The 24,352-nt window shown below is 43.8% G+C and carries 21 protein-coding genes; 16 read left to right on the top strand and 5 right to left on the bottom strand.

The window, feature by feature from the left end; genetic code table 11:
• Nucleotides 1-15 precede the first annotated feature (15 nt).
• Nucleotides 16-1,020, top strand: coding sequence for an ABC transporter permease (locus P6709_RS14335; protein WP_278241620.1), 1,005 nt, complete (start codon nucleotides 16-18; stop codon nucleotides 1,018-1,020).
• A 29-nt stretch (nucleotides 1,021-1,049) separates the two neighbouring features.
• Complete coding sequence (locus P6709_RS14330) at nucleotides 1,050-1,946, top strand: ABC transporter permease (RefSeq protein WP_278241619.1); 897 nt, start codon at nucleotides 1,050-1,052, stop codon at nucleotides 1,944-1,946.
• A 455-nt stretch (nucleotides 1,947-2,401) separates the two neighbouring features.
• Here P6709_RS14330 and mscL read toward each other — a convergent pair whose 3' ends face one another.
• From mscL to P6709_RS14315, 3 genes are all read right to left on the bottom strand, one after another.
• Nucleotides 2,402-2,815: a large conductance mechanosensitive channel protein MscL gene (gene mscL / locus P6709_RS14325; RefSeq protein WP_278241618.1), complete on the bottom strand. Its 414-nt coding sequence runs from the start codon at nucleotides 2,813-2,815 to the stop codon at nucleotides 2,402-2,404.
• Between the two features lie 28 nt (nucleotides 2,816-2,843).
• The gene (locus P6709_RS14320) at nucleotides 2,844-3,644 is read right to left on the bottom strand and encodes an alpha/beta fold hydrolase (RefSeq protein WP_278241617.1); all 801 of its coding nucleotides are present in this window, start codon (nucleotides 3,642-3,644) and stop codon (nucleotides 2,844-2,846) included.
• A 141-nt stretch (nucleotides 3,645-3,785) separates the two neighbouring features.
• Nucleotides 3,786-4,124: a CHY zinc finger protein gene (locus P6709_RS14315; RefSeq protein WP_278241616.1), complete on the bottom strand. Its 339-nt coding sequence runs from the start codon at nucleotides 4,122-4,124 to the stop codon at nucleotides 3,786-3,788.
• 147 nt (nucleotides 4,125-4,271) lie between these two features.
• Between P6709_RS14315 and P6709_RS14310 the strand changes: the two genes are divergently transcribed.
• The gene (locus tag P6709_RS14310; protein ID WP_278241615.1) at nucleotides 4,272-6,023 is read left to right on the top strand and encodes a sensor histidine kinase; all 1,752 of its coding nucleotides are present in this window, start codon (nucleotides 4,272-4,274) and stop codon (nucleotides 6,021-6,023) included.
• 2 nt (nucleotides 6,024-6,025) lie between these two features.
• A complete protein-coding gene (locus P6709_RS14305; RefSeq protein ID WP_278241614.1) occupies nucleotides 6,026-6,751 on the top strand; it encodes a LytR/AlgR family response regulator transcription factor in 726 nt (241 codons plus the stop codon).
• 57 nt (nucleotides 6,752-6,808) lie between these two features.
• Here P6709_RS14305 and P6709_RS14300 read toward each other — a convergent pair whose 3' ends face one another.
• Nucleotides 6,809-7,582, bottom strand: coding sequence for a hypothetical protein (locus tag P6709_RS14300; protein WP_278241613.1), 774 nt, complete (start codon nucleotides 7,580-7,582; stop codon nucleotides 6,809-6,811).
• A gap of 223 nt (nucleotides 7,583-7,805) precedes the next feature.
• On the opposite strand from P6709_RS14300, the gene P6709_RS14295 reads away from it, so the two are divergent.
• The 3 genes from P6709_RS14295 (at nucleotide 7,806) to P6709_RS14285 (ending at nucleotide 11,510) form a co-directional block, all read left to right on the top strand.
• Nucleotides 7,806-9,263, top strand: a complete 1,458-nt coding sequence (locus tag P6709_RS14295) for a carbon starvation CstA family protein (RefSeq protein WP_278241612.1) — start codon at nucleotides 7,806-7,808, stop codon at nucleotides 9,261-9,263.
• Nucleotides 9,264-9,436: 173 nt separating this feature from the next.
• A complete protein-coding gene (locus P6709_RS14290) occupies nucleotides 9,437-9,994 on the top strand; it encodes a methyltransferase family protein (RefSeq protein ID WP_278241611.1) in 558 nt (185 codons plus the stop codon).
• Between the two features lie 19 nt (nucleotides 9,995-10,013).
• Entirely contained in the window at nucleotides 10,014-11,510 is a 1,497-nt protein-coding gene (locus tag P6709_RS14285; protein WP_278241610.1) for a phytoene desaturase family protein, read from the top strand.
• Between the two features lie 41 nt (nucleotides 11,511-11,551).
• Here P6709_RS14285 and P6709_RS14280 read toward each other — a convergent pair whose 3' ends face one another.
• Nucleotides 11,552-13,081: a glycine betaine uptake BCCT transporter gene (locus tag P6709_RS14280; RefSeq protein ID WP_278241609.1), complete on the bottom strand. Its 1,530-nt coding sequence runs from the start codon at nucleotides 13,079-13,081 to the stop codon at nucleotides 11,552-11,554.
• Nucleotides 13,082-13,471: 390 nt separating this feature from the next.
• Here P6709_RS14280 and rsgA point away from each other — a divergent pair, with 390 nt between their 5' ends.
• The 9 genes from rsgA (at nucleotide 13,472) to P6709_RS14235 (ending at nucleotide 24,339) form a co-directional block, all read left to right on the top strand.
• Nucleotides 13,472-14,548, top strand: a complete 1,077-nt coding sequence (rsgA, locus tag P6709_RS14275; RefSeq protein ID WP_278241608.1) for a ribosome small subunit-dependent GTPase A — start codon at nucleotides 13,472-13,474, stop codon at nucleotides 14,546-14,548.
• Between the two features lie 138 nt (nucleotides 14,549-14,686).
• Entirely contained in the window at nucleotides 14,687-14,989 is a 303-nt protein-coding gene (locus P6709_RS14270) for a hypothetical protein (RefSeq protein ID WP_278241607.1), read from the top strand.
• Between the two features lie 467 nt (nucleotides 14,990-15,456).
• Nucleotides 15,457-16,374: a DoxX-like family protein gene (locus P6709_RS14265; protein ID WP_278241606.1), complete on the top strand. Its 918-nt coding sequence runs from the start codon at nucleotides 15,457-15,459 to the stop codon at nucleotides 16,372-16,374.
• Complete coding sequence (locus P6709_RS14260; protein ID WP_278241605.1) at nucleotides 16,371-17,012, top strand: DUF4166 domain-containing protein; 642 nt, start codon at nucleotides 16,371-16,373, stop codon at nucleotides 17,010-17,012. The genes P6709_RS14265 and P6709_RS14260 overlap by 4 nt, the downstream gene beginning before the upstream one ends.
• Entirely contained in the window at nucleotides 17,009-18,679 is a 1,671-nt protein-coding gene (locus tag P6709_RS14255) for a YndJ family protein (RefSeq protein ID WP_278241604.1), read from the top strand. The genes P6709_RS14260 and P6709_RS14255 overlap by 4 nt, the downstream gene beginning before the upstream one ends.
• A gap of 150 nt (nucleotides 18,680-18,829) precedes the next feature.
• A complete protein-coding gene (locus P6709_RS14250) occupies nucleotides 18,830-19,840 on the top strand; it encodes a LacI family DNA-binding transcriptional regulator (protein ID WP_278241603.1) in 1,011 nt (336 codons plus the stop codon).
• A gap of 88 nt (nucleotides 19,841-19,928) precedes the next feature.
• Nucleotides 19,929-22,037 (top strand): amylo-alpha-1,6-glucosidase, encoded by a 2,109-nt coding sequence (locus P6709_RS14245; protein ID WP_278241602.1) that lies wholly within the window; start codon nucleotides 19,929-19,931, stop codon nucleotides 22,035-22,037.
• A 72-nt stretch (nucleotides 22,038-22,109) separates the two neighbouring features.
• The gene (locus P6709_RS14240) at nucleotides 22,110-23,366 is read left to right on the top strand and encodes an ABC transporter substrate-binding protein (RefSeq protein WP_278241601.1); all 1,257 of its coding nucleotides are present in this window, start codon (nucleotides 22,110-22,112) and stop codon (nucleotides 23,364-23,366) included.
• A 73-nt stretch (nucleotides 23,367-23,439) separates the two neighbouring features.
• On the top strand, nucleotides 23,440-24,339 hold the full coding sequence (locus P6709_RS14235) for a carbohydrate ABC transporter permease (RefSeq protein WP_278241600.1): 900 nt from the start codon (nucleotides 23,440-23,442) through the stop codon (nucleotides 24,337-24,339).
• Nucleotides 24,340-24,352: the final 13 nt, after the last annotated feature.

Here is a 24,352-nt window from a genome sequence, read left to right as displayed (position 1 = left end):
ACAGGGGTGAAGAAAATGCTCCAATACATTGTCAGAAGGCTATTGCAATTGATTCCGGTGCTTCTTGGAATGACGTTTATTGTGTTTTTAATCATCCGCGCCATACCAGGCGACCCGGCTATCGTGATATTAGGCCAGCAGGCAACTAAGGAAGCGGTTGCTGCATTACGGGAAACATTAGGTTTAAACAATCCATGGTACATACAATATTTTGAATACCTGAAAAACCTGGCCACAGGAGATCTTGGGAATTCTCTGCGGACACGGACGCCTGTAAACGAGGAAATCTGGCCGTATTTAGCTGCCACATTTGAGCTTTCCCTGTTTGCCATTGTGATTGCGGTGTTCATTGGAGTAAACGCCGGCATAATTTCTGCCTGGTTTCAAAATTCCTGGTTTGATTATGCGGCCATGATTCTGGCACTAGTTGGTGTTTCTATTCCTATTTTTTGGCTGGGGCTTATGATGCAGTATCAGTTTTCTCTTCAGTGGGACTGGTTTCCGACGACAGGACGGGAGAATGTCCGTGACCCTGTTAATGCGATAACGAACTTATATATACTTGATACGATCATTCAAGGGCGCTTTGATCAGACACTTGTCGTACTGCGTCATTTAGTTATGCCGGGAGTGGCGCTTGCAACGATTCCAATGGCGATCATTGCCAGGATGACCCGTTCGAGCATGCTTGAGGTAATGAAGTCAGATTACATTCGTACTGCCCGGGCAAAGGGTGAAAAAATGTTCTGGGTTGTATACAAACATTCTTTGAAAAATGCTGTGATTCCTGTGCTGACTGTAATCGGACTTCAAACAGGACTGCTGCTTGGAGGAGCCATTTTAACAGAAACGATATTTGGTCTTCCGGGTATTGGACGGTATATTTACGAAGCAATTTCCTCCCGTGATTATCCGGTAATTCAATCAGGTATTCTTGTTGTGGCATTTATCTTTGTCATGATCAACCTGATTGTGGATATTCTGTATTCGATTATCGATCCAAGAATACGATACAGCTGAGAAGAACTGTTTAATAGAGGAGTGAGAACATGGCAGAGCCGGCAAAACTTCCGGAACAAGAGTGGGAAGAACAGCAGGAAGAAACACTTTCACCCTGGAAAGAGGGATGGAAGAAATTTAAGAGAAATAAAATTGCACTGGCAGGCTTAAGTATCGTCTCGTTTTTTATTATTCTTGCCATTACATCTCCCTGGATTGCTCCTCAGGGCATAGATGAACAAAATCTATCAATCAGGCTTCAGCCTCCATCATCTGAATTTTGGTTTGGAACCGATGACTTCGGACGCGACGTTTTTTCAAGAGTTATTCACGGAGCGAGATTATCTCTTACAGTCGGCTTTTTAGCTGTAGTAGGGTCGGCAGTAGTCGGCAGTCTGCTTGGCATTCTGGCAGGCTATTACGGGAAATGGGTAGATGCGATTATTTCAAGGTTATTTGATATTCTTCTTGCGTTTCCCAGTATTCTTCTTGCCATCGCAGTTGTGGCGATTCTAGGACCATCCTTGCAGAATGCATTGATTGCAATAGCCATCATTAACATTCCGAACTTTGGCAGGTTGATCCGATCCAGGGTGCTGAGCGTGAAAGAAGAAGAATATATTATGGCGGCACGGGCCGTTGGAATGAAAGATTCACGGATTCTATTCTCTCATGTGCTGCCCAATTCGATGACGCCGATCATTGTCCAGGGTTCATTAGCCGTGGCGACTGCTATTTTAGAAGCAGCCGCACTTGGCTTCCTCAGTCTTGGGGCACGGGCTCCGCAGCCTGAATGGGGAGCCATGCTGTCCGCTTCAAGGGCGCTGCTGGTACAGGCGCCATGGACGCTTGTTTTTCCGGGTCTTGCCATCATGCTGGTTGTTCTCGGGTTTAATTTGCTGGGGGATGGGTTACGGGATGCGTTTGATCCTAAGATGAAGACGTAAGTCTAGAAGAGCTGGCAAGCGCCCGCATTCATCGTTGCTCATTCCGTGCCGGATGCTCATTACCAGCTAAGGTAACTGCGCTCCGTCCCGGCATTCGCGCCTCGAATGACAAACGCTTTCAGCTCTTCTTGCAGAAGAGCTGGCAAGCGCCCGCATTGGTCGTTGCTCATTCCGTGCCGGATGTTCATTACCAGCTAAGGTAACTGCGCTCCGTCCCGGCATTCGTGCCTCGAATGACAAACGCTTTCAGCTCTTCTTGCAGAAGAGTTGGCAAGCGCCCTCATTCGTTGTTGCTCATTCCGTGCCGGATGTTCATTACCAGCTAAGGTAACTGCGCTCCGTCCCGGTATTTGCGCCTCGAATGACAAACGCTTTCAGCTCTTTTTTCAGAATAGCTGGCAAGCGCCCGCATTCGTCGTTGCTCATTACCAAAGCAACACGAAAAATCCACTGGATTATTCCAGTGGATTTTGTTTTGAGTCGGGTTCGTTTTCTTTTTTTAATAGATCCCGGATTTCACGCAGAAGCTCTGTTTGGGGATCAGGAATCGGGACAGGCTTTTCTTCTTCTTTTTTGCTTTTAAAACGGTTTAGTAGTTTTATAAATAGGAAGATGGCAAATGCAATAATAATAAAATCGATGACTGCCTGAATAAATAAACCATATGTAATAACAGCATCGTTGACCGGAAAGGATAAATTTTCAAACGATATGCCGCCAAGCAAGATGCCCATAATCGGGGTAATGATATTATCCACGAGTGCCGTGACGATTTTGCCAAACGCCGCGCCAATGACTACGGCAATGGCAAGGTCCATCACATTGCCTCTCATAGCGAACTTTTTAAATTCCTTCAGCAATAGACTCACCTCCTAAAATAAAACCATCTGAACCCAATCAGATGGTTTTAGATGTACTGATTAATGATTCAATTTCTTTAATATATGCAATGGTTTTTTCATTATAGGTCTGCGGCTGATCGATATTGCAGACATGACCTGCTTTTTGAATCGTGATAAGACCCAGCGTTGAATCGCGGCGCACAAGTTCTTCTACAGGGGCACGGAATAAATAATCTTCTTCCCCCATGATAAACATTGTCGGCAGGCCATTGGTTTCCATCTGCAGCCGGTCAAGGTAAGGGTTGATCACTTTTGTAAGTGAAAACCAGCGGATAAATTCTTTTTGGCACATTTTTTTAGCCGAATTCACAAAGGCAAGCCGTGATTCCTCGTGTGAGCGGTTAGGCATGATAATCCATGCGAAAAGTTTATACAAAAGCATATATGGCACAAATTGTTTAGTTGTACGTCCGATCCACAGCAAAAGCTTTGTACGGATGTCGAGCTTGATGATCGCACCGCTGAGTACTAGTGAACTTACATACTCGGGGTGATGAGTAGATAATGTTTGAACCACAATAGTCCCAAGCGAAACGCCGACGAAATGAGATTTTTTTATAGAAAGATGATCAAGAACATCAATCACTTCTTTAGAGACTTCTATGAAGCTGTCGCCTTTTTTCCAGCGGCCGCGTTCAGACTGTCCGTGTCCTCTTAGATCAACTACCAGCACGTTAAAATGTTTTCTGAATTCTTTAATTTGCTTAAACCAGATGCTGGAACTTCCTCCGGCACCATGGATAAATGTTACCCAGGGAAGCACCGGATCGGATTTATATGAACGGTAATGTAACATTTGGATTAACTCCTTTTATAGTTATCCTATTAATCTAACCATGAATAATAGGGAGATTACAAGATACAACTTTAACTTGGTTTAAAGTTCATAGAAACGACAAAAAGGTATAGTGTGACTGATGCCTGTTTATTTACATGCTCAGCGATCCTGAGTTTCAAAATAATAAGAAGCATGCAGAGTGCAGCCTGGATTAAATAAGGATGAACAGGCTGGGCATGAAGATTGGCAGTTAAGATACTCATTTATGGTTAACTCGGTTCCGCAGGCTCCGCATAAAATTGCTTTTTCGTTAAATAAAGCTGCAGGCCACACAGAGTGGTTTCCGCATCCATGTGAATCATGGCAGCTTTTACAGGGATAATAGGTATCGCAGCAATAAAATTTAATCGCAATAATATCTTTTTTTGTATGATAATGAATGCAGCGGGTTTCCTGATCGAGTACATCGCCTAAAATCTTTTTCCCGTGGCTGTACATGGTAAGATACCTTCTTTCATAATTCTGTAATCTTCATCGTAACACATTCGGAGAAGGAAGCATCGTATTCGAATTCTTTTCCAGTTTAGAAAACCCTTATATTGATGGTATGATTGCGTTATCAGGAAATAGAAAAGAGGGAATGGGATGCTGGTTTTAGCGATGATTGAACGCCTTGGGATTATCGTAACAGTGGCGTTTATTTTAACAAGACTTCCATTTTTCAGAAGGCTGTTTGATCCCCAGTCGACCATTCATACAGGACAGCGGCTTTTGCTCGTAGTGATTTTTGGCTGCTTTGGCATAATTGGAACATACACGGGAATCATTATAAACCCGGTTGAAGACTCTATGGACCGGTGGACAAGAGTACTCAATGAAGACGAAGCGATTGCGAACTCGAGGGTCCTTGGAGTGGTTGTTGCAGGTCTTCTTGGCGGCTGGAAGATCGGCGCAGGAGCAGGAATTGTCGCAGGTGTGCACAGGATTTTTCTTGGAGGCTTTACCGGCGTCGCCTGCGGAATTGCGACGATTGCTGCAGGATTTATAGCCGGAATGATTTCAGCCAAGCAGAAGAAAAACAGAATTGTGACCCCGCAGATCGCTTTTCTTGTTGGTGGTTTCGCAGAAGCAATTCAAATGCTGATCATTTTAGGCGTCGCTCAGCCCTTTGACAGAGCCTTCGCGCTTGTTCAGGATATTGGCATTCCCATGATTGTAGCCAACGCGATTGGAACCGCTCTCTTTGTTTTAATCATAAGAAGCGTTATCCAGGAAGAAGAGCGAATGGGAGCTGTTCAATCACAGAAGGCTCTCCGCATAGCCAATCTTACGCTTACACATATGAGAAAAGGGCTGACGCCTGTTTCAGCAGCAGAGGTTTCTTCCATTCTATATCAGGAAATTCCTTCGCTGGCAGTCGCCATCACTGATCGTAAACATATTCTCTCACATATTGGGGAGGGTGCCGGTCACCATCAAAGCGGTCATGAAATACGCACCGATGCCACCAAATACGTAATCGCAACAGGTAAAGGTCAAACGGTTGGGCGCGATGCGATAGGCTGCAATGAAGAAAGCTGTAATCTGCAGGCTGCTGTAATAGCTCCTTTAAATCGTCGGGACCAGACGATTGGAACATTAAAAGTTTATTTTTCATCTCAGCGAATGATTTCCCCTATTATGCTGGAGCTGATTTCAGGATTATCCACACTTCTTAGTCATCAGCTTGAAATTTCAGAGGTTGAAAAACATCGCGCATTGGCGCAGGAAGCTGAGATCAAGGCTTTACAGGCACAGGTTAGTCCGCACTTTCTATTTAACGCGCTGAATACAATTGTCTCGCTGATCCGAACAAATCCGGACAAAGCTAGAAAGCTTCTGATCGCGTTATCCTCCTTCTTTAGACAAAATCTGGCCGGTGCAACGAAAAACTATTCGACACTCAGGGAGGAAGTTGATCATGTTAAAGCTTACCTTGCTATTGAAGAAGCAAGGTTTTGTGACCGGCTGACGGTTTACTATGAAATAGAGGAGGAAACCATGGGCACCAAAGTTCCTTCCATGACGCTGCAGCCTCTTGTGGAAAATGCTATTAAGCATGGCTTAAAGCACAAATCCTCGGATGGAAAACTGATCCTGTCGAGTACCAGGGCTTCCGATCAGATCACGATTACCGTAAGTGATAATGGAACGGGCATTGAGAAAGACCGGCTTGAAACTCTTTTGCAAGCTCCTGTTAAATCAGTGAACGGAACCGGAATTGGACTTCATAATGTTCATACCCGTCTGGTCAAAATGATTGGAGAAGAATCAGGTCTTCATTTGAAATCAGTTCCAGGAAAAAGAACGGCTGTTACATTTACAATAAAGGCGAACGAAGAGATGGAGGAGGCGTGAAAATGGAGCTGCGGACAATCGTAATTGACGACGAGCCGCTCAGCCGGCAGGAATTAGTGCATTTATTAAACGAACATTCCGAGCTGAATATCATTGGGGAAGCCAGTTCAGCTGAAAAGGGACTGGGACTGATTTTACAGTTAGAACCGGATGCTGTGTTTCTGGATATTGAAATGACAGGGATGACGGGAATTGAATTAGCAGAAACCCTTCAAAAGCTGAAGAACCCTCCGTTTGTCATCTTTGCAACTGCTTACCCTGACTACGCAGTTAAAGCGTTTCGTTTAGACGCAGTGGATTATCTTTTAAAACCTTTTGACGACATTCAGGTAGCTCAAACGGTAAAACGCCTTTTACAGAAAAAGCAGCCTGCCGCTCCTCCTGCAAGTAAAGCTCCTTCCGGAAAGCTGGCGGTGCAGGGGGAAGACCGGATTTACTATTTAGAACCCGAAAAGATTGTTTATATTTACAGGGAGGGGCGGGATACGTTTATTGTGACGGAAAAGGAGAAGCTTTCCTCTAAAACAACCTTAAAGGAGCTCGAGCAAAAACTAACCGGATATGCATTTTTCAGAGTTCATAAAGGATATCTGGTGAACATCAGCAAAGTGGAAGAACTGGTTTCCTGGAGTACAAGCGTCTATCAGCTGAAGCTTAAAAACAGTGATGATCACGTACCGGTAAGCCGTAATTATGTGAAAGAACTGAGGGAGAGACTGGAGCTTTAAATTAAACGACATGGTCAATTTGAAAATAAAAACGAGGAAGGCTGAAACCACTGGGTCTCAGCCTTCCTCATCTATTATTCTATTAAGATCTTGTACAGTTTCTACAGCTGCTGTGTCTTGATCTTCCAGCAGAAGCGTAAAAAGAATACGGTCTTTCTGGATAAACTCGACCCTCTCTGAAAAGGGTAATTCAAGATATTTTTCTGGATGCTTTACGATCTTTTTCTCAAGCTCCTTCGCGTAAATATCCAGCGAAATCCTTATATGATGCAGATTGTTTTCTTTCAGAAATGTGATTAAGGAAAGAAGCTTTTTTAGTTCAACTTCATCGCTCACTTCTTTTTGGCTATATATAATTTGAATAAAAGGAACAAGCTGATCTTGATGGTTGGACAATGCATAGAGCAAATCCTGCCGCTCGGAGGAAATCACTTCTTGTTCCGTAAGATTCTCTCTTACTGAAAATTGAAATTGAATAAAGGCATTCGCACCATATATTTCTGCAATTTCTGATTGAACAATTTTTTCTGCATCCCTGTTCCACTTTTCAGCCAGATAATTTTCTTTGAACGTTTCTTCTCCCGGTACTTTTTCCAGCGTGAAATGCAGCTCTTCTTCTCCAGCCGGTGCGAGCTTTGCATGGATGATCGAAGATCCACCCAACTGTACAGTGTGCTCCTTTATCTCAAGCACATGAAACGATCTTTCATACTTTTCCAGCAGACTGACTTTAATAGCATCTGCCTCATTTTGCAGCTTTTCTTCACCTTGTATGTTGCCAGTACAGGCGCTCAATACTGATATAGTCAGTAATAGCAGCAGCGCAACCATTTTTCTTATTTCGTTCAGCCTCCTCCATGATGTTGTTCACATAACGAGTATTTTTCATGATTATACCAAATAAAAGCAAGGCAGATAGAAGCTGAAGAAGATTTTTAACCTCCAATATGAACATCTTAATCGTCGTTTTCGTCACGTTGACCAGGGAACAGCCCAAAAAGATGAATGAAAATGTATGATGTAAGCGGATACACTATTTTGAGGAGGAAAATAAATGGTTACCTTTCTCGCAGCAATCGTCATACTAATTATAGGTTATTTTACGTACGGCAAGTTTGTGGAAAAAGTTTTTGGTGTGAAAAACGAACGTCTTACGCCAGCTTATTCCCATGCAGACGGCGTTGATTATGTTCCAATGGATACGAAACGAAATTCCATGATTCAGCTTTTAAATATAGCAGGAGTGGGTCCGATTTTCGGTCCAATCATGGGTGCTCTATACGGACCGGTTGCGTTTATCTGGATTGTGTTCGGCTGTATTTTTGCAGGAGCCGTTCACGACTACCTGACCGGGATGATCTCCATTCGAAATCGGGGAGCTCATTTACCGGAGCTTGCTGGGAAGTTTTTAGGAAAAGCTTTTAAGCATGTTGTCAATGCGTTTTCAATTCTGTTATTGCTTCTTGTCGGAACAGTTTTTGTTACGGCACCTGCAGCGCTTATCGCAGATTTGACACCTGCCTGGATTTCAATGGGCGTGATTATTGGAGCTATTTTTGTTTATTATATTGCGGCTACTATGCTGCCGGTCGACAAAATTATTGGACGTCTTTACCCGATCTTCGGGGCTCTTCTGCTAATCAGTGCAATTGGAGTTGGGGGAGCGCTTGTTGTTCAGGGGCATCCAATACCGGAAATTACACTTCAAAATATGCACCCGGGCGGACTGGCAGTCTTTCCATTATTGTTCCTGACCATTTCTTGCGGAGCTCTTTCAGGCTTTCATGCAACACAATCGCCCATCATTTCAAGGACGACTCAAAAAGAAAACCAGGGACGCAAAATTTTTTATGGGATGATGATTTTAGAGGGAATTATTGCGATGATCTGGGCAGCGGCAGGAATGGCTCTATTCAGCGGTGAAAACCTCAATGAAATCTTAGCCGCCGGCGGACCTGCTGCCATTGTAAGAGAAGTTTCCATCACTACGCTCGGTGCAATCGGAGGTACACTTGCCATTATTGGAGTCATCGTCCTGCCTATTACATCAGGGGACACAGCTTTCCGAAGTGCAAGGATGATCATTGCTGATTACATTAAAGTAGGACAAAAGAAAATCATGAGCAGAATCTGGATTGCTCTTCCACTCTTCGTATTATCGATTGCACTTACTCAGATCGATTTTAATATCCTTTGGAGATATTTCTCCTGGGCAAATCAATCAACGGCGATGATTGCACTATGGGTCGGCGCTATGTACCTGGCTCTTCAGCGGAAAAACTACTGGATTGCGGTCCTGCCGGCAATGTTTATCACCATGGCAACCTTTACCTATATTTTAAATGCGGAAATCGGATTACGATTTCCGATAGAAATAGCCTATGGCGGAGCTGCTTTCATTACGATCGCTTCTGCTGTCGCATTCTTTATGACTGTGCGTGCGAGACTGGCAGCGAGTGATTCGGGACTTCACCCAATAGTGGTAGATGATGATTTAAATAAAACAGCTTAAAATAATCTTTAAAACCTTCCGGCTGCGGGAGGTTTCTTCTTGTCCTAAAGAGGCAATAGTAAGGAAGACAGCCCTTGGAATTAAATAGATGAAAACAGCCTATTATTGATTGTTTTGTTTCAGAATGTTCTATATATTTAAAGGAAGAATCAAAGAAGGATGTGATGTAGTTCATGACCATCCTTGATGGGCTTTTTATCCTGATAAGCGTCATCTGGATCAGTGAGTTTTTCATTTTTCGAAACCGGGGGACAGGGAAGGGCGACCCGCTGGAAACACGCAGTTTCCTTTATATTTTCACCTCATTATTTTTCACTATCGCAGCAGCACTGTTTCTTCAGGAATTCAGGGAAGAAGACAGCTTAGTGCTTCCTATGAAAACACTGGGGTTCCTTCTTTTTTTAACAGGGGTGATCCTGAGGTTCTGGGGCATTACACATTTAAAAGCCCAGTTTACCAGGCATGTGACTGTGAGAGACGGTGATGAGATTGTGAGCAGTGGACCGTATCGAAGGCTCCGGCACCCTTTATATACTGGGCTTTTGTTTATAGCTGTCGGAATGGCGCTGTATTTTACAAGTCTGATTGCAGCTGTGGCTGGCGGGCTTTTAACAGGGTTCATGCTGCTGAAACGGATCCGATATGAAGAAAAGCTTCTTGTCGAAAAATTTGGACCAGATTATGAAAAATGGATGAGCCGCAGGGCTCGATTACTTCCATTTATATATTGAAAAGAGTAGGGGTGGAATGATGGAAAAGAAAAAAGCATTAGTCATTGGTGCAGGATTAGCAGGCATGTCTGCTGCAATCCGTCTTCATGCGGACGGATACCAGGTACAGGTGCTTGAAAAAAACAGCAATGTTGGAGGCAAGCTTAACCAGCGAAAAGGAAAGGGTTTCACTTTTGATACGGGGCCTTCCATTCTTACAATGCCCTGGGTGCTTGAGCAGCTTTTTTCAAGTGTTCACCGAAGGGTAGAGGATTACATACCAATTGAGAGAATCGAACCGCAATGGCGGACATTTTTTGAAGATGGCGTTCAGCTTGATGTAACGAGCGATCTTCCAAATCTGATCAATGAAATGAAGAAAGTGGAAAACGGCTCTGCCAAAAGCATGACGGAATTAATCAATTATGCTGAAAATATGTACGAGCTATGCATGAAAAGCTTTTACAAGTACAGCCTGGCAGACTTGAAAGATTTAAAAAAGCATCATACGTTAAAAGATTTACTCGCTATGGACCCGATGAGCACAGTGGCAGAGGGAACAAAAAAGCGATTGAACAATCCGCATCTTGAGCAGCTTTTTAACTTCTTTGTTATGTATGTAGGCTCAAACCCTTATCAGGCACCTGCTATTTTAAATCAGTTGATTTATGTGCAGCTTGGACTTGGCATTCATTATGTGACAGGCGGAATGTACAATATCGCTGTTGGGATGAAAAGACTGATGGATGAGCTGCGCGTTGATGTGAAGGTAAATGCACCGGTGGATCATTTAGTGCTTGACGGAAAAGCGGTTACAGGCGCCGTAACAGAGGATGGCACTTATTATAAAGCAGATGTTGTCGTTTCAAATCTGGAAGCGATCCCTGCCTACCGAAACCTTGTACCAAAAAATCAGGCGAAAAAAGAAGCGAAGAAATTGAATAAGACATTTATGCCAAGTGTATCAGGTCTTGTTCTTCTTCTCGGTGTGGACCGCAAATTTGAAAACCTTAAGCATCACAATTTCTTTTTCTCAGAAAACCCGGAAAAAGAATTCCATGATATTTTTGAAAAAGGAATACCATCGGATGATCCTACTGTTTATATTGGAATCTCTGCACGCTCTGACGATACGCAGGCGCCTCCCGGCAAAGACAACCTATTTGTCTTAACACATGTGCCGCCTTTAAAAGAAGGGGACCACGGAAGGTTCGATTGGGACCAATACAGAGAAATTGTGTTAGATAAACTGGAACGCATGGGCATGACAGGACTTCGTGAATCCATTGAGTTTGAATACCGCTTCACTCCGGAGGATCTTGAGGAACTTTACGGGCCGAATGGCGGATCGATTTATGGGGTAGCATCAGACCGCAAGAAAAACAGCGGCTTTAAAATCCCTGCTAAAAGTGAACTATACGAAAATCTTTATTTCGTCGGAGGCTCTACTCATCCAGGTGGCGGCGTACCGATGGTCACATTATCAGGTCAGCTGACAGCCGATCTGATTCGTCAAAACCAGCCAGTAGAAGTATAAAAAAACGCCGGTCTTTTTCTACTGAAAAAGCCGGCGTTTTTTTATTTGTTTTTAATTTTAGGTCTTGGTACATCTTTTCGTAATAATTTAAATAAGGTGTATACCATCAGGATCAGAATCACGGTAAATGGCAGAGCGGAGATGAGCGACGCCGTTTGCAGGCCTTCAAGACCGCTTGCGATTAGAAGGACGGCAGCGATTGCACCCATTAGTACACCCCAGATGATTCTGACAGGCAGAGGAGGATTGAGACTTCCGTCTGTTGTCATGCTGCTGATGATATAAGTTGCTGAGTCAGCTGATGTAACCAGAAAAGTTAAAATCAGCAGAATCGATAAGGTAGATAAAATGAAACTTAGCGGAAGTTCATCAAATGTTACAAACAGTGCACTCGTAACATCATTGTTCACCGCCTGTGCAATAGATGTTCCTCCAAATAAATCAAAGTGCAAAGCAGTTCCACCAAATACAGCGATCCATAGTAAGGCAATTGCTGGCGGAACAATGAGAACACCTACAACAAATTCGCGAATCGTTCTTCCTCTGGAAACCCGTGCAACAAAGGCTCCGACAAATGGAGACCATGCAATAGCCCACGCCCAGTAAAAAATAGTCCAGTCATGCACCCATTCTCCACTCTGGTAAGGCTGAAGTCGAAGGCTGTATCGAATGAAATTTTGTAAATAGTCCCCCAACCCAAGAGTGAAGGTTTCAAGAATAAAAACAGTTGGGCCAAAAATAAATACAAACAGCATCAGTAAAAGGGCTGTACCTAAATTAATATTGCTCAGCCACTTGATTCCTTTATCAATGCCAGTGGCAGTGGAAGTCAAAAACAGTGCGGTTAAAATGACAATGATAATAACCTGAACCGTCGCGTTGTTTGGCAATCCAAACACATTATTCAACCCTCCATTAATTTGGAGAATTCCAAGACCGAGTGAAGTAGCTACACCCATTATGGTAGCGATTACAGCCAGAATATCGATCGTCTGGTTCAACGGCTTTTTATGCCGTCCTTCTTTAATCATTGGTGATAAGCTTGTTGAAATCAGGCCATTTTGATTTTTGCGGAATTGAAAATAGGCAATGATAAGACCTACAACTGCGAAAACAGACCATTGGCTGAGTCCCCAATGAAAGAAGGAATATCCCATCGCTAAGCGGGCGCCTTCCTGAGTTAAAGGCTCTGTATCGGCATAAGGAGTAGTGAAAAAATGACTCATCGGCTCCGCTACGCCCCAAAAAACAAGTCCAACTCCGAATCCGGCAGAAAACAGCATGCCGATCCAGGTGAAAAATGGATACTCGGGCCGTTCGTCATCCCTGCCGAGACGGACTCTTCCATAACGGCTTAACGCCAAAAACAATAAGAAAATGACAAAGAAGAAGACCGCCAGCAAATAAAGCCAGCCGAAGGATTGCGTAGTAAAAGCGAAGACTTGATTGGCTCCTGCTTCAAATAATGAAGGAGCGATGGCGCCAAATAAAACTAAAATGGCAATAACTGCTGCTGAAACAATGAAAACTAAATTAAATGATTGACCTTTACCCTCTGAATTTTTTTTCATGTTTACTCCTTCCAAAAATTTTTGTATGTAAGGGATAAAACACCTCTGTATACCCTTCCCTAACAACCCGTGCATTAAACAGTAAAGGTTTCTTCTTCCTATTTCAAGGGGTCTTTAAGTATTTGCTCTTGAATTATCCGAATAAATCAAAAAATGGATTGCAATAGCGAGGACCTTTTCGTATAATAAAAAAAACACATGGAAAGGGTGAAGTGCTATGAGAAAACAACTTAACTTGTTCATTGAAATCTCGTGTACACAACCCGTCCGGCTTAAAGTCGGTCCATTTTAGGACAGCTCCTGCTAATTTAAGCTGAAGTCCACGGGATTGTGTACGCGAACGCACATGTATCCGTGGTTTTTTTATGCTTAAAATTAGGAGGAAAAAAATTGAATCTTATTCAAAATGAATCTTTAGTACGTATAGGGTGGAATAAAGTATGGCAGGAAAAGGCTGAGGGATATCCGGCCCTTGTTCCAGGAAGAATTGTAGTGGAGCATAAGCGCCTTTACAGAATCGAAACGGCAAGCGGACTGCTGCTCGGGGAAGTATCCGGTAAATTTCGTCATACTGCCGGCGAAAGAGAAGATTATCCGGCTGTCGGAGACTGGGTCATGCTGACTCCTTTTCAAGGGGAAGAAAAAGCCATCATTCATGCCATCCTTCCAAGAGTCTCCAAGTTTTCACGAAAAATGGCTGGTGAGACGAGTGGAGAACAAATTGTTGCAGTCAATATAGACGTGGTTTTTCTGGTTATGGCGCTGAACCAGGATTTTAACCTGAGAAGACTGGAACGATACTTGCTTTCCACGTGGGAAAGTGGTGCGACCCCTGTGGTTGTCTTGTCAAAATCTGATCTCTGTGAAGAAGAGGAAATAAAGGATAAAGTGCAGCAGGGAGAAACAGCTGCATTAGGTGTGCCGATTATTGCCTGCAGCACGATCAATGGGAACGGCGTATCCCGGCTGCTGGAGCATATTAACGAAGGCACTACTGTAGCAGTTATGGGTTCATCAGGAGTCGGCAAGTCTTCTATTATTAACTCCCTGATGCAGGAAGACAGAATGGCCACGCACGAAATTCGTGAAGGCGATGACCGGGGGAAGCATACGACCACCCACCGTGAATTGCTTTCACTTCCAACAGGTGGCGTCATGATCGACACACCGGGAATGAGAGAGCTGCAGCTGTGGGAATCTGAGGGCGGACTTGAGCATGGCTTTCAGGATATTGAAAGGCTTGCCAGGGAATGTCAGTTCAGAGACTGCAAACACGAAAACGAACCGGGCTGCGCAGTTGCTGCAGCGATTGAAGAAGGCAGCCTGGACGCAGATCGTCTGGCAAGCTACAGAAAGCTGCAAAAAGAACTTGCTTATATGGAGCGGAAATCAAACAAACGGGAACAGCTCATTGAAAAGAAAAAGTGGAAAAAGATCAGTCAGTCTCAAAAAAATATGAGGAAGTAAGAGTAGGAATAGCAAGATAACACAAGGCTGGGACAAATTTGTCTCAGCCTTTTATTAGAGGGTTTAAACTGGCCCATATTACGCAAATACCCGTGGTCCATATCTTATTTTGATATTAAGTAAATAGGCGGTAAAATCTTGAGGAATGAAAAAGGAAATACTTATTTTATGCCTACCGGAATAAAAATCAGTTACACCCATGTTGATCTATCAAAAAAACAAGTTACAGCCATAATTTCTTGCTACAATGACGTTCAAATAACTTTAATTGCTGATTTGACTCTAAACCAGGTAAACAAAAATGGGTCTTTTGAAAAAGTATTTGCAGTACTGCCTGACAGGGACGAAGAATTATATTTTGAAGAAGTTAATGCTTGGGCAAAAATATTCATCGAACATAAAATCACTTACCCTAAGAAGTATTTCGATTCGTTTATATAATGAGTCAAATACCAAAAGAATAGGTTCATTGGAGCGGAGGCCGGGGACTCCTGCGTGAAGAAGCGGGAAGGGTGAGACACGGCAGATGCGACAGCATCAACGAGGCTCACCTCCCGCCACGCGGAAAGCCTCCGGCCGGAGCGGAAATGAACCGGTCTCTTTCTCTTTATCAAAATTTCAACTTTCAAAAAGGAAAACGCAGCTTCCTAACATTGTTATTTACTAAGGACATACCAAAAGAATAGGTGCATTGAAGCGGAGGCCGGGGACTCCTGCGTGAAGAAGCGGGAAGGGTGAGACACTGCAGATGCGACAGCATCAAAGAGGCTCACCTCCCGCCAGGCGGAAAGCCTCCGGCCGAAGCGGAAATGAACCGGTCCCAGTATAATCCGAAACTTCTAAAAATCACCCGGACCGCCCCCTTCTTTTGATATACTTTTAAAGGAAGAACTGGAAAGGGTGGTCGAATGCCAAAGCAAAAACAAATTTACGTAGAAAGGATGATTCAGGCTCCCATGGAAAAGCTGTGGAAGTACACACAGCAGCCTGATCTGCATCAGAGATGGGACTTAAGATTCAGCTCCATTACCTATCTGCCAAAAGAACATACTCTTGCAAAACAGCATTTTACATATCGAACGAATATAGGATTTGGACTTCGAATCGAAGGAACAGGTGTCAGTCAGGGAGAAAAGGAAAATGAACGGGGAGAACGTATTTCCTCTCTGGCTTTTGGAAGTGAACAGCCCATTTCGCTCATTAAAGAAGGGGCAGGCTACTGGAAATATACACCCGTGAATACAGGAATTAAATTCGAAACGCTTTATCAATATAAGGTGCGGTTTGGCCGGGCAGGACAATGGTTCGATTCTTTGATCTTTAAACCAATGATTGGATGGGCAACTGCATGGAGCTTTGACTGCCTTGCCAAATGGCTTGAAAACGACATCCGACCTGAAGACAGCGTAAGAAGATCCCTGCTTCATGCTGCTTTATGTCTGTTAATGGCACTCATTTGGATTTACCAGGGGCTGGTCCCCAAACTACTGTTTCCTGAAACAGGGGAAGTAGCGCTTCTCAAAAATTCTTTATGGCTGAGCCCTTTTGCAGAGCCGATGATCACGCTCGCCGGCACAATTCAGATTTTGATTGGACTGGCTTTTTTACTTCCTTGGAAAAAGGACTGGCTGTTTTTCGGAGCAGCAGCTGCCATGATTCCACTAGGCTTAAGTGCCATTATGCTGGATCCTTCTACGGCAATTGCTCCATTTAACCCGATTGCATTAAATGCCGCTGTGGCGGGGGTGGGGCTGGCAGGAGGACTAAATGCTAAAAACCTGGTGCTTGCACGGAATTGCAGGAGAGTCCGGGGGGAGAAAACGTGAAATCCATTTATGAAAAGGTGCTGGGAGAAGAGTTTAAACGGCTGCATCCAGTGCTGCAAAAAAAGTTTGGTATCCATAGTCAATCATCCTATGCAGTAAGAGGAAAAGGGGAGATGGAGGTGATTCAGGGGGGAAGCCGTCTGATTCGTCTGCTGTCCTGGATGGGTGTGCCTTTTAAACTGACCTTTCCGGAAAGGGGAGCATGCATCCCATTCACTATTTTAAATGAGGCCTACAGAAATGCCGATGGAAAAGAGTGTGTGAGCTGGAAACGAAACTTTTTCTTTACGGAAGCGGTCCGTTCGTTTGACGCTGTAATGAAAGAAGGGGAAACGGCTTTTTTGATTCAGGATGACTTTGGAAAGGGAGGATTTTTGACAACCACTTTGACTTTTCAGGTTACAAAAGAGGGCGGTTTGTTAATCCACTCCGAAAATACAGCACTTCAGATTGGCAGTAAAACGATACTCCTTCCAAAACAACTGGGCATTAAAGCCACTGTTCTGGAAGATTACAATGTGGATAAAGATTTGATCCGCATCCACGTACACCTCTACCAGCCTAGGTTTGGAACCGTATTAATGTATAAAGGGAATGTTCAGACGGACTTTCCAGAAAAAGAAAGAGGATCAAGATGAAAATAAGGACAGTTATGGGTTTTATTGTTTGGTTGGCATGTACATATTTTTTTTCATTGGGAACTATTGATTCAGCACTTATTTTTTCCATCGCCTTTTTAACTCCCTTGCTGCTTAAAATGGTTGCGGGAAGAAAAACGGACGGAGATGAGTATAGTAAACGTTTGCTATTCAAAGCGATTCACTGGCACTGGATATTTGCAGCAGCCGGGGTATTGGCGATTCTCCTGCCTGATGGAGGATGGGGAGTGTTTGCCGCTGCTGGATGGTTCTTGTTTACTGTGGTCATCGCACTGATTGGCCTGCTCCGATTTATGGAGAGAGGAATGAAGGATTGGGAGGAAATTACGTTTCACTTTGGTTTTATGTACATGGGAGAAGGAGGAGCCTGGCTTGTGCTTTCGAGAATGGATGGCTCCTTTTTTCTTCCCTATTCTGAAATCATTATTGATCTAACGGCCATTCATTTTCATTACGCTGCCTTTTGCGTGCTGATTCTGACCGGCATGTTTGGAAGATGGATGAAACATCATTCGTACTCTTTATCGAGCCGTTTTCCTTATCTGGCAGCAGGATTAATTTTGGGGCCGGTTATGGTGGCAGTCGGCCTGGATGCCGGACCGCCCCTTGAGCCTGTGCTGGTGGCTGTATATGTTGTATTTTTAACCTGGCTTTCAGCTGAATGGTTTACTGCGTCATTCAAAATGAATGGCTGGAAAAAAGCAGGGATCCTGATTTCCTCACTTGTTCTGCCCCTTACGATGATGCTGTCAGTGTTATACAGCATTGGATTAATGATGAACTCTCCTCTTGTAGGAATAGGTGAAATGATCCCATGGCATGGAGGCGTCAATGCCTTTGTTTTTTCCTTTGTTGCAGTAGTGACCTGGTCTGCTTTTCATTTACCTGAAAAAAATCCACCACTCCGTTTTCCGATCAGCTTAATTCGGGCTGAGGGAAACGTGACACGGAAGGAAGAATGGTTTACCCATGAAAATAGACCAGGTTTGATCAGAAACTGGAATGACTACGTGCGTCCAGGATTTGATCCGGCTGGAATCGAGGACTCAATTCGGCAATTTTATCTTAACACTGCACAATTCGACATGAAGGCAGATTTGAAATGGCATGGCATGTTTCTGCCGCTAAGCAGCTTGACCCGGATATTGACAAAAAGATTCGGCCAGCTGAACCTGCCTCCTTCAAGCCGTTTTGCTATGACCGGCACCATAAAGAAGGTTTCTGCACAAGATGGCAGACCTCATGGGGCAACTGCCTGGCTGCGGGATCACAGCAGCACAGCAGAACCCATTTTTACTGCGCTTTATTCCAGCCATTCCTACAAAGGCGTTGTGTTTATGAATATTGCCCTGCCGCTTCCATTTGGTGCGATGACAGCTGTTCTCTTGCCAGAGCATGATGAAAATAAAGGATTGATTCTTACCAGCGAAAGAAAGAACAAGAATGATCATCTGCAGCAGGGAGTTTATTTAACGATCGGATCTGTCACATTCCGCACACCTTTTACAGAGTTTTTTCATGTTCATGGGAAGGAACTGACAGCTGTTCATAAAATGAAATTTTTGGGCTTTAATCTGCTCACTATAAAATATGAGCTTCCTATGAGAAGTGAGGGACAGGCAGCAGATACCGGGTCGGGGCATTGAACAATCCCTTGATCCTGCTGTGGACAATTAGAGATACTACTATTCTCGTTAAATGAATGCAGGGAAAAATGAAAATTATACTTGCAATCGCTTTCAAACTACTTTATAATTCAAGTCAAATACACATCCGAAACGTTTTGGAGGTTTAAAATGGCGACGATCAAAGACATTGCTAAAAAAGCAGGTGTGTCCATCACAACTGTCTCTAGAGCGCTAAACGGCTATTCGGATGTAAATGAAGACACTCGAAAAAAGATTGTTGAAACAGCAAAACTGTTAAACTATTCACCTAATACCATAGCGCGCAGTCTGGTTATGAAAAAATCAAAAACGATTGGTTTGCTTGTGTCCGGTTTTATTAGAGAAAATGCAAAAGATAATTTTACGATTGAAGTCATGACCGGAGTGAATGATTATGCTTCCCAAACCGCTTATGACATTGTGCTCTTTACGACAAATTCTTCAAAGCAGCGAGAAAAAACGTATACACAGCTGTGCAAGGAACGAAAAGTAGACGGTGTGATTATTCAGGGGATCAGAACAGATGACCCTTATCTCGAAGAAGTGATTGAAGGGGAGATCCCGTGTGTGCTAGTGGATATCCCGAAAATCGGCAGGCATGCAGGCTTTGTTTCCACTGATAATTATGCCGGAGCATGGGAAGTAGGAGACTACCTGGCTGGACTTGGCCACACCTCCATCGGCATGATTAATGGACATGAATTTGCTTTTGTAAGCCAGGAAAGACTGAAAGGTTTCAAGGATTCACTCTCCAAGAAACAGATCGAACTGCCGGAAGACCGGATCATCAGCGGCGATTTTACAGAAGAGAGCGGCAGGAATGCAGCGCTTAAATTGATTGAAAGCAATCCCTCGGTCACTGCCATTTTTTGCGCCAGTGATTTAATGGCTATCGGGGCCATGACGGCACTCAAAAGTAAGGGCTTCCGTATTCCGGAAGACATATCCATTGTGGGCTATGACAACATCCTGTTATCAAGATATGTTCAACCTGGCTTAACGACGATTTCACAAGATACGTATGGTCTTGGCTATGAAGCAGCTAAACTGCTGATTGATATGCTTGACCATGAAGGAGAGCCAAGAAAAACAATTGTTAAACATGAATTAATGGAACGTGACTCAAGTGCGAAGCTATAGCGACTATCCATAAAAGTTGGCTGAAACTTAAGCTTGAGTTTATTTTTTGAAAAAATCCGAAACGTTTCGGATGATTGGAGCTGCTGACATGAACTACAGAGTAATTAAAGAAAATGATTTATTTTTATTAAGTGATGAAAAGGGAGATATTGTTGGAAATCACACGTATGAGCTTGGCTTATATACGAAGGACACGCGATTTCTAAGCACAATGAAGCTGCTGGTGAACGGGGAATCACCTATCGCCCTGCACTCAGACGGTGGAGAAAACTATCGCTCGTCCATTCTTCTAACAAACCCCCATCAGGAAAATGAAGAGGGACTTCAATTATGGAGAGAATCCATTCAATTTGAACGGACAAGATTTATATCTGAAGGCGTCTTGTATGAAAAGGTAAAAGCGACATCTTACTTTCCTAAGAAAGCGGCGTTTAGAATCGCTCTTGAAATGGATGCGGATTTTCTCGATATGTTCATTGTAAGAGGCTTTCAGAATGGTAAAACAGGCAGCCGCGGGGAAACTGAGGTTGCAGCACAGGAAATGACCTTTACCTACAACGGAAGTGATCAGATTAAAAGAAAGACCGTTGTTAAATGGGATCAGCCAGAACAGGAAGCACGCGGCGGCTACGTTGGGTTCGACTGGGAGCTGCAGCACGGTGAATCGAAGGAAGTAATCTTTAAGATTGAAGCATTGCATGATCAGGAGACTAGCAGAATACAGGATGAAAAAGATGCGTTGAACAGCCTGAAGAAGTCATATGAAGAGTGGAATGGCTCACTTCCAACCATTGAAACGGATGTGAAACAGCTTGAAAAGCTTGTGAGGCGGGGGACAGATGATCTCAGAGTTCTTATGAACGATGTCGGATTTGGTTCATTCCCGGTCGCAGGGCTCCCTTGGTTTGGCGTTCCATTCGGAAGGGACAGCCTCATTGCCGCCCTTCAGCTGCTGCCATTTAACGCTGCGGTTGCAAAAGGTACGCTGTTAACAATGGCGCATTATCAGGGAACAAAAGTGGATGCCTGGAGAGATGAACAGCCAGGGAAAATCATGCACGAAATCCGGTATGGGGAACTAGCAAATACCGATCAAATTCCGTTTGCCCCTTACTATGGAAGTGTGGATTCTACTCCGCTATTTCTGATGCTGCTTGTTGAGTACGTGAACTGGACAGGCGATCTGTCACTTGCAAAAGAGCTGCGTTCCAATATTGACCGTGCCATTGACTGGATTGATGAATACGGAGACCGTGACGGCGATTTGTTTGTTGAATACCATCAGGAAGCATCAAAAGGAATTGCCAATCAGGGCTGGAAGGATTCAGGTGATTCAGTAGTTCACCGCAATGGTGATTATGCAGTCTCACCGATTGCGTTAAGTGAAGTACAGGGATATGTGTACCAGGCTAAAAAAGGAATCGCTCAGATTTTTACTCAACTGGGTGAAACAGAAAAAGCAAACCATCTGGATCTTACAGCAGAGAAACTGAAGACGAAATTTAATGAGGCATTCTGGATGGACGATGTTCAATTCTATGCCATTGCATTAGATGAAAAGAAAAACCAGGTAGGAACGATAACCTCAAATCCAGGTCACCTCCTTCAATCAGGTATTTTATCTGATGACCGTGCCAAAAAAGTGGCGGAAATACTGGTAAATGAAAAAATGTTCTCAGGCTTCGGCATTCGGACAATGGCAATAGGCGAAGCCGGCTACAACCCAATGAGCTATCACGATGGCAGTGTCTGGCCGCATGATAACAGCATGATTTTACTTGGAATGGCTAAATCAAACAATCAGGAAGAAATGAGTAAAGTCATTCAAGGCTTGCTCGATGCTTCCCTCCATTTTGAATATGACCGCCTGCCGGAACTGTTCTGCGGGTATGATCAGTCATTAAATACGGTTGTACCATATCCGGTGGCCTGCTCGCCTCAGGCGTGGGCAGCAGGAACTCCGCTTACTTTTGTGCAGTCACTGCTCGGAATTTTTCCGGCAGGTTTAAATAAAAAAATTATTCTCAGCCCATCGCTGCTTCCGTCAATGGATGAATTACATGTAAAAGATCTGCGAATAGGTGAAGGGGTTCTATCCGTTTCACTTACCCGCATCGATGGTAAGACCGAAGTCGACGTTAAGAAAAACACAACAGGGTGGGAGATTATTCAACGGCTTGAAACACCAGCTTTGTAATCAAAACGATTTACTGTGGATGGCTGCATTTCGCAGCTTTCCTCAGTAGATTAAAAAAAGGGGAGAATGTACATGGAAAAGAAATGGATTTCATCAGTCAGTTTGTCTTTATTGCTTGCAGGAAGTGTGTTAGCGGGATGCAGTACAGATAACGGAGGAGAAGGCGGAGGAGGAGACAGCGGCGATAAAACGACGGTCACTCTTGCAGGATGGGGAGGAAACCCTACTGAACAAGCTCTTCTTGAAGAAACGCTTGCCGATTTTGAAGAAAAAAACCCGGATATTGATGTAAAGCTTGAAGTCATTGCGGACCAATACATGGATGTCATGAAGACTCGTCTGATTGGCGGAGAAGGGCCGGATGTCTTTTATCTTGATGCCTTTGAAGCTCCTGGAATGATTGAAACTGGCGTCATAGAGCCTCTTGATGAATATGTGACAGATGAATTTGAGGTGGAGGACTTTGAAGAGCCGCTGCTCGATGCCTTTAAACAGGATGATGCAACGTATGGTTTTCCTAAAGACTATTCCACTTTAGCTCTTTTCTACAATAAAACAATGTTTGAAGAAGCAGGCGTGGAAGTGCCAACGACATGGGAAGAAATGATGGAAGTATCGAAAGCGCTTACGAAGGATGGTGTCTATGGCTATGGAGTAGCACCTGAGCTGGCGCGCCAATACTATGTTGCTGAATCTCTTGGCGGCAGTGTAGTAGAAGACAATATGGCTAATTTCGGCAGTGATGAAGTCATTGAAGCATTGCAGCCGGTCATTGATCAGCATAATGTGGACAAAACATCCGCTCAGCCATCAGAAGTAGGAGCTTCTTCCGGCGGGGATATGTTCGGTCAGCAGCGTGCTGCTATGGTCCTTGAAGGCAACTGGAATATTCCTTATCTTGAAGAAACCTTCCCGGATCTTGAGTACGGTACAGCTGAAGTTCCAACAATAAACGGAGAAAAAGGAACAATGGCGTACACGGTTGCATATGTAATGAACGCAGCATCTGAGAAAAAAGAAGCTTCCTGGAAGCTGATTGAGTATTTAACTGGCAAAGAAGGCATGGAAACATGGACAAGCAAAGGGTTCGCACTCCCAACACGTAAATCAGTAGCAGAAAAGCTTGGCTACGCTGATGACGAGCTTCGCGGTTCTCTTGTTGCAGGAGCAGAGTACGCGACTGTATGGGCAAACGGAACCAACCTTCCAATCATTACAAATAACTTTAACAATCAATTTATTAGTGCATTCCTAGGAGACCGTCCTTTAGATGAGGCACTTAAAGAAGCCGAAGAACAGGCAAATAGTGAAATCGGTTCTGAGGAATAACCAATAAATTTTAAAAGATAAAGCTGACGAAAAAATGCGTCAGCTTTATTCTTGAACCCGGGAGTGACATAAGATGAACCGAAAATACAGCAAGCGTTCGTTAAAAGAGGCGGGACAGGGATACTTTTTTATGTCCCCTACCATTTTTGTTTTACTGATCTTCATTTTAGGACCGATTTTCTATGCGATTTTTCTTTCATTTAACAATGTGAGACTGCTTGGAGAAACTTCCTTTGATTTTGTCGGCTTAGCCAATTATGAGCGTGTGTTTGATGACAGAAGAGCAGGTATTGCTCTGTGGAATACGTTTAAATACGTAATGATCGTGGTGCCTTCTCAAACCATTCTGGCGATTGTTCTGGCTGCTACATTAAATGCAGGCATGAAGGGGGAAAAGTTTTTCAGAATCATTTATTTCCTTCCGACCTTAACTTCATCGGCCGTACTAACGCTCATTTTTATGTGGATGTATAACCGCGAAGGGCTGGTAAACTTCGGGTTGGAAAAAATCGGTTTGCCAACCTATGATTTTATCGGAGATCCAAATGTGGCTCTGACAGCTATTATGGTCATGAATATTTGGGCAACGGCACCGTTTTTTATGGTGATCTACCTTGCAGCCCTTCAGGATATACCGGATTCTCTTTATGAAGCGGCAGAGCTGGATGGAGCAGGTCCAATCAGGAAATTCTGGTCCATTACGGTGCCCCACCTTAAACCTATTACATCATTTGTCATCATTATGGGTGTGATCGGAACCTTTCAATTATTTGATCAATCGTACATTTTCTCAGGCGGCTCAGGCGGACCGGATAATTCAACGCTGACAGTCGTGCTGTTAATTTATCAGTATGCTTTTAAATCAATGGACACAATGGGCTACGCAGCAGCAATTGCCTTTGTTCTTGCGATTGTTATTCTGGTTTCAACTCTCATTCAGCGGAAGCTTTCAAATGAAGAAAATCTCTATTAGGCAGGTGGACTAA

The sequence above is a fragment of the Jeotgalibacillus sp. ET6 genome (assembly GCF_029667115.1).
Classification (GTDB): domain Bacteria; phylum Bacillota; class Bacilli; order Bacillales; family Jeotgalibacillaceae; genus Jeotgalibacillus.
This window is presented reverse-complemented; position numbering and strand designations above follow the sequence as displayed.